The sequence below is a fragment of the Streptomyces sp. NPDC029041 genome (assembly GCF_040637515.1).
Lineage (GTDB): Bacteria > Actinomycetota > Actinomycetes > Streptomycetales > Streptomycetaceae > Streptomyces.
Genome location: NZ_JBEZWO010000009.1, coordinates 376,503 through 392,057 on the forward strand (window position 1 = coordinate 376,503; position 15,555 = coordinate 392,057).

At 72.0% G+C, this 15,555-nt stretch carries 11 protein-coding genes; 6 read left to right on the plus strand and 5 right to left on the minus strand.

Annotated elements, in window-relative coordinates:
* The first annotated feature begins 450 nt into the window (after window positions 1–450).
* Entirely contained in the window at window positions 451–915 is a 465-nt protein-coding gene (locus AB0F04_RS25515) for a hypothetical protein (protein WP_362044883.1), read from the plus strand.
* A gap of 416 nt (window positions 916–1,331) precedes the next feature.
* Here the strand turns inward: AB0F04_RS25515 and AB0F04_RS25520 are convergent, their stop codons facing one another.
* Together AB0F04_RS25520 and AB0F04_RS25525 are read right to left on the minus strand one after the other, a co-directional pair.
* A complete protein-coding gene (locus AB0F04_RS25520) occupies window positions 1,332–1,823 on the minus strand; it encodes a hemerythrin domain-containing protein (protein WP_362044885.1) in 492 nt (163 codons plus the stop codon).
* 97 nt (window positions 1,824–1,920) lie between these two features.
* Window positions 1,921–2,091 (minus strand): DUF5670 family protein, encoded by a 171-nt coding sequence (locus AB0F04_RS25525; RefSeq protein WP_184567467.1) that lies wholly within the window; start codon window positions 2,089–2,091, stop codon window positions 1,921–1,923.
* 235 nt (window positions 2,092–2,326) lie between these two features.
* On the opposite strand from AB0F04_RS25525, the gene AB0F04_RS25530 reads away from it, so the two are divergent.
* Entirely contained in the window at window positions 2,327–3,601 is a 1,275-nt protein-coding gene (locus AB0F04_RS25530; protein WP_362044887.1) for a PQQ-binding-like beta-propeller repeat protein, read from the plus strand.
* Window positions 3,602–3,811: 210 nt separating this feature from the next.
* On the opposite strand, the gene AB0F04_RS25535 is transcribed toward AB0F04_RS25530, so the two are convergent.
* Window positions 3,812–5,710 (minus strand): NAD-binding lipoprotein, encoded by a 1,899-nt coding sequence (locus AB0F04_RS25535; RefSeq protein ID WP_362044889.1) that lies wholly within the window; start codon window positions 5,708–5,710, stop codon window positions 3,812–3,814.
* A gap of 287 nt (window positions 5,711–5,997) precedes the next feature.
* On the opposite strand from AB0F04_RS25535, the gene AB0F04_RS25540 reads away from it, so the two are divergent.
* From AB0F04_RS25540 to AB0F04_RS25555, 4 genes are all read left to right on the plus strand, one after another.
* Complete coding sequence (locus AB0F04_RS25540; protein WP_362044891.1) at window positions 5,998–8,010, plus strand: FAD-dependent oxidoreductase; 2,013 nt, start codon at window positions 5,998–6,000, stop codon at window positions 8,008–8,010.
* Between the two features lie 213 nt (window positions 8,011–8,223).
* Window positions 8,224–9,207 (plus strand): tripartite tricarboxylate transporter substrate binding protein, encoded by a 984-nt coding sequence (locus AB0F04_RS25545; RefSeq protein WP_362044924.1) that lies wholly within the window; start codon window positions 8,224–8,226, stop codon window positions 9,205–9,207.
* Window positions 9,204–9,743, plus strand: a complete 540-nt coding sequence (locus tag AB0F04_RS25550; RefSeq protein ID WP_362044893.1) for a tripartite tricarboxylate transporter TctB family protein — start codon at window positions 9,204–9,206, stop codon at window positions 9,741–9,743. Before AB0F04_RS25545 ends, AB0F04_RS25550 begins: the two co-directional genes overlap by 4 nt.
* Window position 9,744: 1 nt before the next feature.
* Window positions 9,745–11,238 carry a tripartite tricarboxylate transporter permease gene (locus AB0F04_RS25555; protein WP_362044895.1) on the plus strand — a complete coding sequence of 498 codons (1,494 nt, stop codon included), beginning with the start codon at window positions 9,745–9,747 and terminating at the stop codon, window positions 11,236–11,238.
* Window positions 11,239–11,342: 104 nt separating this feature from the next.
* Here AB0F04_RS25555 and efeB read toward each other — a convergent pair whose 3' ends face one another.
* Window positions 11,343–12,617: an iron uptake transporter deferrochelatase/peroxidase subunit gene (efeB, locus tag AB0F04_RS25560; protein ID WP_362044897.1), complete on the minus strand. Its 1,275-nt coding sequence runs from the start codon at window positions 12,615–12,617 to the stop codon at window positions 11,343–11,345.
* Window positions 12,618–12,667: 50 nt separating this feature from the next.
* Window positions 12,668–14,713 (minus strand): iron uptake transporter permease EfeU, encoded by a 2,046-nt coding sequence (efeU, locus tag AB0F04_RS25565; RefSeq protein WP_362044899.1) that lies wholly within the window; start codon window positions 14,711–14,713, stop codon window positions 12,668–12,670.
* Window positions 14,714–15,555: the final 842 nt, after the last annotated feature.

The following is a 15,555-nucleotide window of genomic DNA, read 5'->3' on the forward strand; positions in this document are numbered from 1 at the left end:
AGCGCTTGCACTCGGAAAGGACCCTAGGCGCGAGAGAATGTCTGGACAACCCCCCTGCAGCTACCTGCACAAGGTCCGCCCGAGCATCGTCCCAGCTTGGGGCGGACATACGGGCTGTCGCCCGCGCCGTGGAAACGGCATTCCCCCTCTGCCCGCCGGGGACGGCCCTGCCGGGAACGGATGGTCAGCCGGAGCGATCGCACGGCGCACCCTCCTTGGCGTTCTGTCGCACAGAACCACTCTGTCGGCATGCCCTGCCATACCGACAGCCGACCAAAAGCGACAGAAGGGACACCCGCGTGCTACCCCGCTCCACGGAGCCGCAAGACGTGCCGCCCTCGCCTTCACGGCCGCCGCCCTCGCCGTGACGGGGCTGCCCGCCACCTCTCACCCGACGCGGAAGTCTCCATCCGCGGACGCCTGGCCGTCGACCTTGTCGTCTCCCCGGCGGTGCTCGCGGGCGTCGCCCACATCGAGGGCGCCGGCCGCGGCTTCGGCAAGACCACTGCCAGGGAGCTGCACCGGCGATGGGCGGTGGCGGACGAGGCGCGGCGCGGCAGGGGGGCGAGCGCGTCGGAGGGTGCGGAGGTGCCGGTGCCCGCGCCGGTACCGGTCGTCCAGAATCCGCCGACTGCCGCGGAGCCGACGCCGCCAGCCCGCCGACTCGTCTCGCGGTACGTCCTGCTGGGGGCCGCCGTGGTCGCCCTCAGCACCTCCGGAGCGCCGGCCATCGACCGGTTCCGGGCCGAGTCGGTACCGGACCTGACGGTCCCGGCCATCGCGGTGCCCGACGGGGAGGCCGGGGCGGCCGGAGGGAACGTCCCTCTCTCGGCGGCCGTCGTCCCGTCCGACGACGACTGCCCCCGCACGGACGGCAGTCGGACCCGTCCCACGACGTTCCGTCTGAACGTGTGAAGCACGGCAGAGGGCCCCGTGACCGTGACCGCCATGGACGTCCGGGTACTGTCCGCCGAAGCGCCGCCCGCCGAAGTCACCTACGGGGACTGCCGAGGCACGGAGGCACAGCACCCGTTCGCCGTGGACCTGGACGCCCCCGAGCCCCGGGCCGTGAGCCCGAGGCGCGGCTTCCCGTACGAGGGGTCCGCCGGGACTCCCCTGGTCCTGGACGTCACCGCGCACACGTCGAAGAGCGAGGTGCGCTGGTACCTGGAACTGAGATGGACCCAGGGCCTCCGCTCGGGCACGCTGCGGATCGACGACGGCAGCCACCCGCTCCGCACCGGAGAAGTAGCGCCGCCCGGGCCACAACGGCGACCGGCCCTGTGGGGCACCGCCGGAGGGCGGTGCCCCACAGGGCCGGCCTGTAAGGGTCAGGATTCGACGATCTTGCGTACGTTCTCCACGGAACCGCACCCGGCCTTCAACTGGCGCTCACGCTCCTGCCAGAACGCCAGACCGAGTTCCTCGCGCCGCTCCATCGCCACGTTCTCCCGCGCACCGTTGAGGATGGTGCGCTCTTCCTCGTCGGCGTGGTGGGTGACGGCCTCGACCAGCTCCTCGAGCTTCGAGTCCCACTCCTCGGAGCCGACCTCCTCGACCTCGAGGAGTCCGAGGAGGGCTTCGTTGCCCTCGTCGTGCTCGTGCTCGCCGTGCTCGACCTCTTCGTCATCGATGTTCTTGTACCGCTTGAGTGCCGGATAGACCTTGGCCTCCTCGGCCTGCGCGTGCGCGATCAGCAGGTCCGCGAACTCGCGCAGAGCTCCCGCCCGGTCGTCCTCGACGCTCCGCATCCGACGGAAGAGGTCTTCCATGCGCCGGTGATCCTGAAGGATGAGTTCTACGACGTCTTTCGTTTCGGCCATGGAAATGGAACGCCTTTCCTGGGAGATCTTCGGGTCACTTTCGTCTACCCCATTCCTGACGATCTGCTCGCCACCGACATGCTGTCGGTCCGCCGGCCTACCAGCGATACCAGCGGCCCTTACGGCCACCGCTGTCCGCGGTGCGCAGCACGAAGCCGAGCAGCCACAGGACCAGCACGATCACCGCGATCCACCACAGGGCCTTCAGTGCGAAGCCCGCACCGAACAGGACCAGGGCCAGCAGCAGGACGAGAAGCAGGGGAACCATAGTCATCAACCTCCGGTCCCTCTGGTGCCCCACCCACAGGCGAACACACAGTCGAATTTTCATGTTTCTTCACAAGGATCACGGGAACGTGAATCGCTTGCGCCCGGCGGGGGTCGCGGTATCGCGCCGATTCGCTAAGTCTCCTTCGCCACAAGGGAGTTGTTTTTCACTCCACGGGTATGCGGAGCGGCGGCCGGTGCACCGGCCCCTTCCATCCGACCCGAGGGGGGTTTCCATGGGCAGGTCCGCGAGGCACGTCCGGGCGAGATCGAGCTGCGTGGTGGCGACGGCACTCGCGGTCCTGGCCGTCGGCGCCGGACCCGGCGCCGCGGCCACTCCGGCGCCGGCGGCCGGGATCGCCAAAGCGAGGGCCAAGGTCACCGCGGAGCCGGCGGACGCCACACTGGGCTACCGCGCCAACGCCCGTCACGACAGCTTCGTCGCCGGAGCCACGGCGGCCCCGCCGTTCACCAAGGCCTGGTCGGTCGACCTGGGCTCGGCGGTCTCCGCGCCGGTCGCGGTCGGCGGGAAGGTCTTCGTGGTGGTCAACGCGGCCGAGGAGGAGGGGAGCGACGGCCCGCGCATGGAACTCGTCGGCCTGGACGCGGCCACCGGCAAGCGGCTCTGGCCCCAGCGGCTGATCGCCGACAACGACCCCAAGGCGACCCTGGCCTACGGCGGCGGGCTCCTCTACACCCAGACCGGCAGGGGCGTCCTGACCGCCTGGGACCCGGCGACGGGCGGGCAGCGGTGGACGCGCAGCATCGGCTCGGGCTCCTGCGAATACCCGCCGACCTGGTACGACGGCACGCTGTACACCCAGGACGGGCGGGGCACGGCGCTGGCGCTGCGCCCGGGCGACGGAGCCGAGCTGTGGCGGGCTCCGCTCGTCGACTGGGGATGGTCACCCGTGGTCGTCGACGAACGAGGTGTGTGGTTCGGCTTCGACAACGCCTCGTACCAGCTCCTGGACCGGCGCACCGGCCGGGAGCTGCGCCGCTACGACGTGCCCGACCTGCTCGCGCTCGGCGGCAATCCGATCGCGCGCGGCGCCGGGGCGTTGTGGCTGCGCAGCGACGACGCGGACGACGAGCGGACCGTGGCGTACGACCAGAACACCGGCGCCGTTCTGCGCTCCTTCCCCGCCGACGCCACGCCGGCGTTCGGCCCGGGCCGGGTCTACGTGGCGTACCGGGGCCTCGTGAAGGCGATCAGCACGACGACGTACAAGACGGCCTGGAGCTACCGCAGCCCGCGCGGGGCCGCGACCGTCCGGCTGGTCGCCGGCGGGTACGTGTACGTCGAGGACGGCAACGGGAAGCTGGTGGTGCTGAACGAGCGTACCGGCGCGGTGGTCTGGTCCTACCGGCGCTGGGCCGAACCGCACCCGATGGAGAACGTACGCGCGGAGGAGGACTGGCGCGGCTGGGTCAACCCCGGCATCGCCACCGCCGGAGGCCGCGTGTTCGCACCCGGGCAGAACGGCGTCCTGACCGCGTTCGAGGACTGACCGCCCGGGAGCGGGCGCCGGGCCGCCCGTGCGGGCGATCCGGCGCCGAGGGGTTCCGAGGAGTGCCGCCCGGCGCGTTCGCGCCTCGGTGCGCCTGGGACGTCGGGTGCGGCCGGTGCCCGTTCGGCTCGTGCACGCGCTCCCCCTCGGTCACTCATCAGCACCCCGCCTGCGCCTCATGCTCCGGCCCCCAGACCCTGCGCCGGCCGCTCAGTCCGTCCCCACGACGATCACCTCGTCGTCGGCCGTCCAGCGGCGGCGCTCGGCCTTGGGCGGGTTGACCCGCACGCCGTAACCCGGGCTCGTGGAGGCGTCGTCGTGGCTGCGGTAGCCGATGGCGCACTCGCCGCGCCCGCGCGCCGCGGCCACGACGGTGGCGAAGGCCGTCTCGCACCCGGGCAGCACGTAGTCGCCGGCCGGCCGCAGGCGGATGCCGGTGCCCTCGGCGGAGAACAGCTCCTCGAAGACCGCCGCGAGGTGCCGGTTCTGGGAGATCTGAGCCATGAGCAGGCCGATGAGCTTGCCGCTGATGATCACATCGGCTCCGGGCCCGAGGGGTGCCAGCGCCCGGTTGCGGTCGTCCACCAGCTCGGTGACGACGGGGAGTTCACGTCCGGAGGCTTCCTCCAGCTGTCGTAGCAACAGCAGGGTGACGAGCGTGCGGTCGTCGGGTCGGTCCGGGGGATGTCCGGCAGCGGGGTCCTCGCCCACGACGATCACGCTGTCGTAGGAGTGCACGTCCAGACGCCGGAGGGTCTCGGGGCGGGTGACGTCCCCCGGGTGGAGGGTCAGGGCCAGGTCGGTGCCGTCGGGGGCTCCGGACTCGCGCACCTGCCGGACCGTGGTTTCGCAGCCGTCCGCCACGACGTCGACGACCGACCCGGGCCGGGCCCGGCGGCGCAGCTGCTCGACCATGAGCGGCGCCCGGCGGTTCCAGCCCAGCAGGAGGATCCGCTCCGGCCGCGCGGGCGTCGCTGGTCCGGAGGCCATCGCCGCCTTCTCGACCCACTGCCCGCACTCCCCCGGCCAGGCCGTGTCGTCGTCGCGGGAGATGACGATGAGCAGATCGCCCGCGGCGACGGTCGTCTGCGGCGGCGGGCTGAGCAGCGGGGTGTCGCCGCGCACCAACCCGACGACGCTGGACGTCGGGTAGGACAGCAGCGCGTCGCCGAACGGGCGGCCCGTCAGGGACTCTTCGGCGACCAGGTAGAACTCGTCGCCGGCGAAGTCGAGGAGCTCCTGGTGGACGAGGGAGAGCCCGGGACGGCGGGCGGCCTGGACGATCAGCCGGGCCGTTACGGTGTCGCTCTCCAGGACGACGCCGCCCGGGCCGGCGGCGAGGCCTGCGGCCAGCCGGTAGCGGTCGTCCCGGACGGCCGCGACGACGGGCGGGCGGTTCTTCACCCCGGCCAGGGCCGCCCGCAGCGCCAGCAGCGTCTTGACGACCTCGGCATCTGCGTCGGGCTCGTCGCGGGGCAGGACCAGCACCACGCCGGCCGTCGCCGGACTGGTCAGCTTGAGCACGGCCGGGTCGGTGGTGGGTCCGCTGCGGCAGATCAGCCGCGTACGGCCGACGGGGCCCACCTTCGTGCCGAGTGCCTCCTCCATCGCGGTCTTGTCCCGGTCGGCCAGCACCGCCACCGCCGCGCGCCGCTGGTTGGCGTTGGCGGCCACCAGCTCGCCGACGACGGTGAACACCTGCTCCGACCAGCCCAGGACCACGACGTGTCCGTCTTCGAGCACGGTCGAGCGGCCGCGCCGCAACGCGGTGAGCCGCTCCGTGAGTGCCGTCGTGATCAGGCCGACCAGCGTCGAGACGTACAGCAGCGCGACCAGGGCGAGCAGCACCGACATCGTCACGCGCAGCGGCGTGCCGGTCGTCCCGCCCAGCCGCAGGGTCTCCCCCGTGAGGCGCCACACCTGCGCCAGCCGGTCCGGCAGGGACTCCGGCGCGCGCGGGTCGGTCCACACCACCAGCGCGCTGGCCGGGACGACGACGGCCAGACACAGCAGCGCCATCCAGCCGACCAGGGCTGAGGCGCCGCGGGCCAGCGTGCTGTCGAACCAGTAACGGACCCGGTCACCCCACGCGGTGCGCCGCTGCGCCACCCTTCCCCCTCCGTCGCCCCGGGCTCTCGTACGGCCGGCCGGTGCCGCGTGCGCGGTGCACCGATCAGGACGGCCGGAGAGCACGGTTGTGGATATGCAGTCGCAGTGTGGAGGCTCGTTCGCGGCGGCCGGCGCCGTTCGCCGCGCATTCATTCCTTCGGGTGTGCAGGCACGCGGAGAGTGGCGGATCCGCCGCGACGTGAGGGTTTTGCCCCTGATTCGCTCCTTAGGGGCAACGTCCCGGCGAACGGCCGCGGCCCGTCACGGCCCCCGTTACAAAGATCGCCATGACTGATGATCACGCGGTGGTGCGCTCCGATTCTGGTTTCTCCCGGCGGGAGTTCGCGGCGGTGGCCGGCACGGCCACGGTGGCGACGGCCCTGGCCGGCGGTACCGCCGCGGCCCTGCCCGCGCCGGCCGCGCCGCTCGCTCCGGCCGCCCCCGGCGGCAGCCGCGGCGCCGACTCCGACCGGTGCCTCGCCGTCGCCCGTGCTCTGCTCGTCCTGGATTCCGACGACCGCCCCCTCGTTCCGCGCTACGTGCGCGTCCTGAAAGACGGACTGCCGGCGCGCCGGACCCGCCCCAAGGACGTCCTCGTCATCGGCGCCGGGCCGTCCGGGCTGGTGGCCGCCTGGCTGCTGAAGGAGGCGGGGCACCGGGTCACGGTCCTGGAGGCCAACGGCAACCGGGCCGGCGGCCGTATCAAGACCTTCCGCAAGGGCGGCCACGAGGGCGCCGGGCAGCCCTTCGCGGATCCCCGCCAGTACGCCGAGGCGGGTGCGATGCGCATCCCCGGCAGTCATCCGCTGGTGATGGAACTCATCGACCGGTTCGATCTGAAGAAGCGGCGCTTCCACTACGTCGACGTCGACGAGGAGGGGCGTCCCGCCGCGCGCACCTGGATCCACGTCAACGGCATCCGCGTGCGGCGCGCCGACTACGCCCGCTCCCCCCGGCGCGTGAACCGGTCCTTCGGCGTCCCGAAGGCCTACTGGGACACCCCCGCCGCGGCGATCCTGCGTGCCGCGCTGGACCCCGTGCGCGACGAGTTCAGCTACGTCGGCCAGGACGGCAAGCGGGTCGACAAGCCGCTGCCGGAGCGGCTGCGGGGCTGGGCGCGGGTGGTGAAGCGGTTCGGCGACTGGTCGATGTTCCGCTTCCTCACCGAGCACGCGGGGCTGGACGAGCGGACCGTCGACCTGATCGGCACCCTGGAGAACCTCACCTCACGTCTCCCGCTCTCCTTCATCCACAGCTTCATCGGCTCCTCTCTCATCAGTCCCGACACGCCCTTCTACGAGCTGGAGGGCGGCACGGCCGTGCTGCCGGACGCCCTGCTCGAGCGCGTGCGCAAGGAGGTGCGGTTCGACCGCCGGGTGACGCGCATCCAGTACCACCACCCCGACCGGCCGTCCGCGGACGGCGGGCATGTGCGGAGCAAGGGCCCGCACGTGTGGGTGGACACCGTGTCCGAGGGGCGCGACGGCCCGGTCGTCCGCGAGCAGTTCACCGCCGACGTCGCCGTGGTCACGGTGCCGTTCTCCGGGCTGCGCCATGTGCAGATCGATCCGCCCCTGTCCTACCGCAAGCGCCGCGCGGTCTGCGAGCTGCACTACGACAGCGCCACCAAGGTGCTGCTCGAGTTCAGCCGCCGCTGGTGGGAGTTCGACGAGGACGACTGGAAGCGCGAACTGAACGCCGTCGACCCCGGCCTGTACGACGCCTACCGCACCGGCAAGGCCCCCGCGGACGGCAGCCTGCTCGGCGCACACCCGTCCGTGCCCGGCGGGCACATCACGCAGGGCCAGCGCACCCACTACGCCGCGAACCGCGCGATCGGCCGCGACCAGCCGGAGGCGGCCGGTGTCGTGGGCGGCGGCTCCGTGTCGGACAACGCCAACCGCTTCATGTTCAACCCGTCGCACCCGGTCCCGGGCAGCGCGGGGGGTGTGGTCCTGGCGTCGTACAGCTGGGCCGACGACGCTCTGCGCTGGGACTCCCTGGACGACGAGGCGCGGTATCCGCACGCGCTGTGCGGTCTCCAGCAGGTCTACGGCCGGCGCATCGAGGTGTTCTACACCGGTGCGGGGCGTACCCAGAGCTGGCTGCGCGACCCGTACGCCTACGGGGAGGCGTCGGTGCTGCTGCCCGGGCAGCACACGGAGCTGTTGCCCGTCATCCCCGGGCGTGAGGGGCCGTTGCACTTCGCCGGGGACCACACGTCCGTCAAACCGGCGTGGATCGAGGGGGCCCTGGAGTCGGCGGTGCGGGCCGCCCTGGAGGTTCACGCGGATCAGTGACCGTTGGTTCAGGGGCCCCGGCGCGCAGGCGCCGGGGCCCCCGTGCGTCCGGCTCGCACCCGGCGGCGCTCGCGGTGACCGCAAAGACCAAAACCTCCGTTGCTTCCGGAAGGCAGACAGCCCGCCGCAGCCCGGGCACCATGTGGCCCACGTCACCCTCCCTCACAGGGTCTTTACCTACCCGCATCGACGTACCGACAGGTGGTGGCACTCGTGCGCCTGCGCACCCCCCTCGCCCTGATCGGGGCCGCCGTGCTCGTGCTCGTCGGACCCCCGCTGCTGAGCACCGGCAGCGGCTCCGAGACCGGCACGCAGATCCCGGGCCTGCGCTTCATGGTCCCCAACACGCCCGGCGGCGGCTACGACATCACGGCCCGCACGGCCGCGAAGAACGCCGAGGACGCCGGACTCACCCACAACATCGAGGTGTTCAACCTGCCCGGCGCCGGCGGCACCGTGGGCCTCAGCCGGCTGGTGAGCGAGCACGGCAACGGCAAGCTGGCCATGTCCATGGGGCTCGGGGTGGTGGGCGCCGTCCGCTCCAACGACGCGCCGAAGACACTCGGGGACACCACGCCGATCGCCCGGCTCACCGAGGAGCAGGACGTCGTGGTCGTGGCGAAGGACTCGCCGTACAAGACGATCGACGACCTGATCGGCGCCTGGAAGGAGAACCCGGGCAAGCTCCCGGTGGGAGGCGGCTCCTCGCCCGGCGGGCCCGACCACCTCGCGCCGATGCTGATGGCGCGGGCCGCCGGGATCCCTCCGAAGCAGGTCAACTACATCCCCTTCGACGGCGGTGGCGAACTGCTCGCCTCGATCCTCGGCAACAAGGTCGCCTTCGGCGTCTCCGGGGTCGGCGAGTACCAGGACCAGATCAAGGCGGGCGAGCTGCGCCTTCTCGCGGTCACCGGCCCGAAGCGCGTCGACGGGTTCGACGCGCCCACGCTGAAGGAGGCGGGCTACGACGTGAACTTCACCAACTGGCGCGGCATCGTCGCCCCGCCCGGCCTGAACGACGGGGAGCGCGACAAGCTCGTCAAGCTCGTCGAGGAGCTCCATGACTCGGACGAGTGGCGCAAGTCCCTGGAGCAGAACGGCTGGGACGACGCCTTCCTCACCGGCGACAAGTTCGGCGCGTTCCTCGACGCCGAGGACAAGCGCGTGGTTTCGGTGCTGAAGGAGCTGGGACTGTGACGACGCAGACCGACATATCCACCGCGAAGACCGGCGGCGAGCGGCGCTCGTGGCTGCGGGAGCATTCCGAACTCGGCGTGTGCGCGCTGCTGCTGGCCCTGGGCGTCCTCGTGCTGACCGACGCGCTCACCATGGACGTGGACATCGCGCAGCGCGGCCCGGTCGGCCCGAAGACCGTGCCGGTCGTGGTCGGCGCCGGCCTGCTGGTCATCGCCGCGCTGCTCGCCGTGGACGTGCTGCGCGGCGGCCGGGGCCAGGCCGAGGGCGGGGAGGACGTCGACCTGTCCGAGCCCGCCGACTGGCGCACGGTGCTGCTGCTCGCCGGGGTGTTCCTCGGTGCGGCCGTCCTGATCGAGCCGCTCGGCTTCCCCATCGCCGGCGCGCTGTTGTTCTGGGGCGCGGCGTTCGCACTCGGCAGCCGCCGGATCGACCGCGACCCGCTCATCGCCGCCGGGCTCTCCCTCGTCACCTACACCGTCTTCAACAACCTGCTCGGAGTGCCCCTGCCCGGCGGTCCGCTGATGGGAGTGCTGTGACATGGATGCCTTCAACTCCCTCCTGGACGGCTTCGGTACGGCCCTCACACCGATCAATCTCCTGTGGGCCGTGATCGGTGTGCTGCTCGGCACGGCGATCGGCGTGCTGCCGGGCATCGGCCCGGCGATGGCGGTCGCCCTGCTGCTGCCGGTGACGTACGGGCTCGACCCGATCGGCGCGTTCATCATGTTCGCGGGCATCTACTACGGCGCGATGTTCGGCGGCTCGACCACCTCCATCCTGCTCAACACACCCGGTGAGAGCGCGGCGGTGGTGGCGGCCATGGAGGGCAACCCCATGGCCAAGTCCGGGCGCGGCGCCCAGGCCCTGGCCGCTGCCGCCGTCGGGCACTTCGCGGGCGGCCTGATCGGCACGCTGCTACTGGTGGCGCTCGCGCCGACGGTCGCGAAGCTCGCCGTCGACATCGGCGCGCCGGACTACTTCGCCATCATGGTGCTGGCGTTCATCGCGGTGACCTCGGTGCTGGGCTCGTCCCGCATCCGCGGTCTGGCCTCCCTGCTGATCGGCCTGACCCTGGGGCTGGTGGGCCTGGACCAGATGACCGGCCAGCAGCGCCTGACGTTCGGTTCGCTGCAACTGGCCGACGGCATCGACGTGGTGATCGTCGCGGTCGGGCTCTTCGCGATCGGCGAGGCGCTGTGGGTGGCGGCACACCTGCGGCGCAGGCCGCCCGAGCCGATCCCGGTGGGGCGTCCCTGGCTGGGGCGCGGGGATGTGAGCCGGACCTGGAAGTCGTGGCTGCGCGGCCCGTTCATCGGCTTCCCGTTCGGCGCGATCCCGGCGGGCGGCGCGGAGATCCCGACCTTCCTGTCGTACGTGACGGAGAAGCGCCTGTCGAAGCACAAGGACGAGTGGGGCAAGGGCGCCATCGAGGGGGTCGCGGGTCCGGAGTCGGCGGCGTCGGCCTCGGCGGCGGGCACCCTGGTGTCGATGCTGACGCTGGGCCTGCCGACCACGGCGGTCGCGGCCGTGATGCTGGCCGCCTTCCAGCAGTACGGGATCCAGCCCGGTCCGCTCCTCTTCGAGCGTGAACCCGACCTGGTGTGGGGCCTGATCGCCTCCCTGTTCGTCGGCATGGTGTTGCTGCTCGCGCTGAACCTGCCGCTGGCGCCGGTGTGGGCGAAGCTGCTGCGCATCCCGCGGCCGTATCTGTACGCGGGCATCATGTTCTTCGCGGCGGTCGGCGCGTACGCCGTCGGCGGTGAGGTGATCGACCTGGTGATCCTGCTGATCATCGGCCTGATCGGCTTCGGCATGCGCCGCTACGGGCTGCCCGTGCTGCCCGCCGTGATCGGCGTCATCCTCGGTCCGAACGCCGAGCAGCAGTTGCGGCGCGCCCTGCAGATCAGCGACGGCAGTGTGACGGGCCTGGTCAACACGCCGTTCGCGGTGACCGTGTACGCGGTGATCGTGCTGCTGCTGGTGTGGCCACTGCTGCGGAGGATGGTGACGCGCGGCAGCGCCGAGGCCTGAGGTCCGGCCGCCTACCGGTCGCGGCGACCCGTGCGCGTGTTCCTGAACATCGCGCGTGCGGGTCGCCGTTCTTTCCACGGGTCGCGTCCGGCCCCGGCCTCCCGTCAGGCGGAGAGCAGCCCTCTGCCCAGCCAGTCGGAGGAGTCCCGCACTCCGGGCAGGGCGAAGAAGTAACCGCCGCCGGTCGGGGAGATGTAGTCGACGAGGGGTTCGTCGATCAGCCGGGTCTGGGTGGCTTCGAACTGGCGGCGCACGTCCTGCTGGTAGCAGCAGAAGACCAGTCCCATGTCGAGGTTCCCGACGGTATCGACACCCCGGTCGTAGTTGTAACCCCGGCGGAGGATGCGGGAGTTGTCGGTCTTGGGGGTGCGGGGATTGGCCAGCCGGATGTGTGCGTCGAGCGGGATCGCCGTGCCGTGCGGGTCCTTGGCGTAGTTCGGGCTGTCGGTCTCCCGGGCGCCGTCCAGCGGTGCGCCGGTGTCCTTGCGCCGGCCGAACATCAGCTCCTGCTCGGACACCGAGACCCGGTCCCAGAACTCGACGAGCATCCGGATGATCCGGACGACCTGATAGCTGCCCCCGGCCGCCCACGCGGGTTCACCCTGCCCTTCACCGACCCACACCAGGTGGTCCATCTCGCGGGCCGAGGCGACGTCCGGGTTGGCGATGCCGTCCTTGAAGCCCAGCAGGTTGCGCTGGGCGCCGCTGGGCCGGGGCACGTTCTGGAAGCCGTCGACGCGCCACCGGATCTGCAGCGCGCCCCGCGTGTGCTTGGCGATGTCGCGCAGCGCGTGCAGCACGGTGTCCTGGCGTGCCGCGCAGATCTGCAGGGACAGGTCACCGTGGCATTCGGCGGGGTTCAGGTTGTCGTTGGGGAAGGTCCGCATGGGGGCCAGCCGGTGCGGCTTGGCCGGGGCGAGTCCGTAGCGGTCGTCGAAGAGGGAGGCCCCGACCCCCACGGTGACGGTGAGCGCGTCGGCCGGCACGACGGGCCCGAGGATGCCGTTGTCCGAGGGCGGGGCGCCGACCCCGAGGTCCGCGGGCGTGCCGCCGGAGGTGAGGAAGCGGGCCCGGTCGGTGAGAGTCTTGAGCAGGTCGGCCAGTTCGGCACGGCGGTCGGCGATGACGTCGAAGGAGACGAAGGCGGCGGCCGGTGGGGCCGGGGTGAGGATCCCGGCCTGATGGATTCCGTGGAAGGGCACCGGACCGGCGCTGTGCTGCCCGGCCGCCAGGGCTGTGCCGCTGCCGCTCTCGGCGAGCGCGAGACCTCCCCCGGCCAGGACCGCTCCGGCGGCCCCGGCACCGAGGGCCGTCTTCACGAAGGAGCGGCGGCCGGCGTGGGCGGGGCAGCCCGTCGGCGGCGTGTCGGCGGACGGCATGAGGGGGTTCCCTTCGGAGTCTTGTGCGGGCTGGTGTCGTCGCTCGGCGCTCATGCGGACTTCCTGATCTCGAGCAGGTCCGGCACCGGGGAGAGGTCTTCGAGGAGCTGCCCCGTGGCCCCGTCGATCCGGGCCTTCACCTCCGGGTCGAGCCGGTCGACGGGGGTCCAGCGGTCCCCGTGGTGTGCGGAGTCGAGCAGGCGCTGCAGGCGGGTGATGTCGGCGTCGACGGTGGGCAGCAGCCGCGGAGCACGCGGGGTGAGCAACGGCCGGAGCACGGTGAGCAGTTCGCGGGTGCCGGCGAGGTTGGCGTCGGCGGTGGCCAGCCCGGTTCCGCTGCCCTGGTCGGTGTCGCCGGTCAGCTCGAACTGGAGGGTGTTCTCCAGGATCTCGTGGGCGCGCAGGGGCAGGTCGGAGGGATCGAAGTCCTGATGCGGGAAGGCCTTCCGCAGCCCGGCGGCATTCTCGGCCAACTGCTGGGCGGGGCCTTCGAGTTCCGCGGCGGACCGACCGTGCCACAGCCCGTACTCGATCCGGTGGAAACCGGTGAAGCCCGGGTCGTGCACGCCGCCCGGCAGTCCGTCGGGCCGGCCGTTGATCTTCTGGTCGAAGTCCTCGAAGGTGCCGTAGGCGGCGCCGAGGGAGGCGTAGGTGCGGTGGGCGGTCAGCCAGTCGGCGCGGGCGGTGTCCAGGTGCCCGGCCCGGATGTCGTCGCCGAGCCGCCGGGTCTGGGTGACGAGCGTCGACAGGCCCCGATTCACGTACGCCTTGTACGCCGTGAGCGGTGCGGCGAGGTCCCGTTCGGTGACGGGGACGACGGCGTGAGCACCGGCGGCTCCGGTGACCCGTACCGCCTGCGAGGTGACCGCTCTGCCGTCGGCGGGCACGCAGCGCCAGGCGTAGGCGCCCCCCGCCACGGTGGCGACGAGGTCCCGGGTGGTGCCGGGGGCCAGGCCTTCGACCTCGCCGTAGACCGCGTTCGAGGAGGGGTCGATCAGGTACACCTCGGACGTCTGGTTCCCCGTGTTGCGCATCCGGAAGTCCTGCCGCCCCGGCTTCGGTGCCGTGAAGCCCTGGCCGCAGTCCGTCTCGGAGACGGCGACGGTCTGACCGGCGGCGGGCTTGGGGTGGGCCATGGCCACGACGAGACCGGCCAGGACGGCGGGGACGGCGACGACGGCGACGGGGAGGAGCAGGCGGCGGCGCCGTGCCGTGCGGCCGGCGGGGAGGCCGGGCCGCGGGTCCGCGGGCGAAGGTTCCGGGCCGGTCCGACGAGCTCCCGGCACTCCGCGCACTCCCCTGACGAACAGCGGCATCACCACGGCGAGATAGCCGGCGTACCCGGCCACTTGGAGCCAGGTCATGGCCGGAGTCACGTTGAGAACGCCCTGAAGGAGGGTGCTGTACCAGGAGCCGGCGTCGACGTTGCCGCTCAGGTCGAAGGCGAACGCCGCCCCGCCGGGCAGGACCCCGCCCTCCTGGAGGTCGCGCAGCCCGTAGCCGAGGACGCCCGCGGCGATGAGGACGAGCACCGCCCCGGTGACGGTGAAGAAGCGGGTGAGGTCGATGCGCAGTACCCGGCGGTAGAGCCCCCAGCACAGGAGGGCCGCGAGGGCGAGCCCCACGCCCGCGCCGGTGAGCGGTCCCGCCGATTCGTCGGCGGCGCGTGCGGTGGTCCACAGGAACAGGGCGGTCTCCAGTCCCTCACGCCCCACCGCGAGGAAGGACGTGAGGATCAGGACTCCGGCGCCCATGGTCAGCGCCTCGGTGACCTTTTCCCGGATCTCACTGGCGAGGCCGCGGGCGGACCGCCGCATCCAGAACACCATCGCGGTGACGAAGGCGACGGCGACGATGCTCAGGGCTCCGCCGAAGGCCTCCTGGGCGGTGGTGGAGAGGGAGGCGGCGGTGAAGGTCAGCACCGCGCCGCAACTCATCGACAGGGCGATCGCGGCCAGCACCCCGGTCCACACCTGTGCCAGCCGCGACCTGGCCTCCGCCCGCACGAGGGTGGCGACCAGCACGGAGACGATGAGCCCCGCTTCCAGCCCCTCCCTCAGCCCGATCAGAAAACTCGGAAACGAGTCGTCCCACATGTAGCGCGGCCCTCCCGGCCCAACGCCCGGCCTCCGCAGTGCGAGTTAGCCAAGGCATGCCTTACCGACGCCGACCATCATGGACTCGTCTCTTTGGGCCTCCGGTCATGAATGCCTCATGGCCCGGCAAATATCCCTGAGGATTCGCACGAGGTGCAGCATGCGGCGCGGCCATGGCAGGCGCCGGGGCGAGTGAGCAGGTGGCGATCAGTCCTCACCGGGCCGCCACCGCCAGCGCAGAGCGTCCGGCAGCAGGACGCCGCCGTGTCGGGGCTGTGCCCGCCGTCTCCCAGCACAAGGCGGAAGCGGGAGACGAGGTCCGGGTAGGGATTGCCGCCTGGCATCTGTCCCGGATCGACGCACACGCCGATGGTGACGGGGATCTCGCCGCGGTGGACGAGGTTGTCCAGGACGATCGCGGCGCGCACCTCCCCCGCGGGGTCCAGGTACCTTGCTGTCCCTCCACTCGGACGCGACCGTCTCGTCGGCGGAAAGGCTGGAGAACGGAATCGGGTGCGTGGACGTAGCGCACGTCGGACTACCCGTCCGGATGCTCCGTTTCGCAGCTCCAGTGGGAGCAGTAGCCCAGGCCCGGGTGCCTGACGCTCACCTTCCCGCCCTCAGACCTCTTGACGCGTCAATGACAACAATGGCTTGATGTGCTGGGAGCGCTCCCACCTCGTCCAGGGAAGGGACCACCATGCACGGAATCCCCCACCCGTCCCCGCACTTACGGGTCATGTCCGCCCTCGGCCTCCTGGCCGCCCTGCTCCTCCCGCTCGGCTTGACGTCCGCACCCCACGCGTCGGCCGCGCCCGCGGCGGACCCCGTTCGGGTCATGC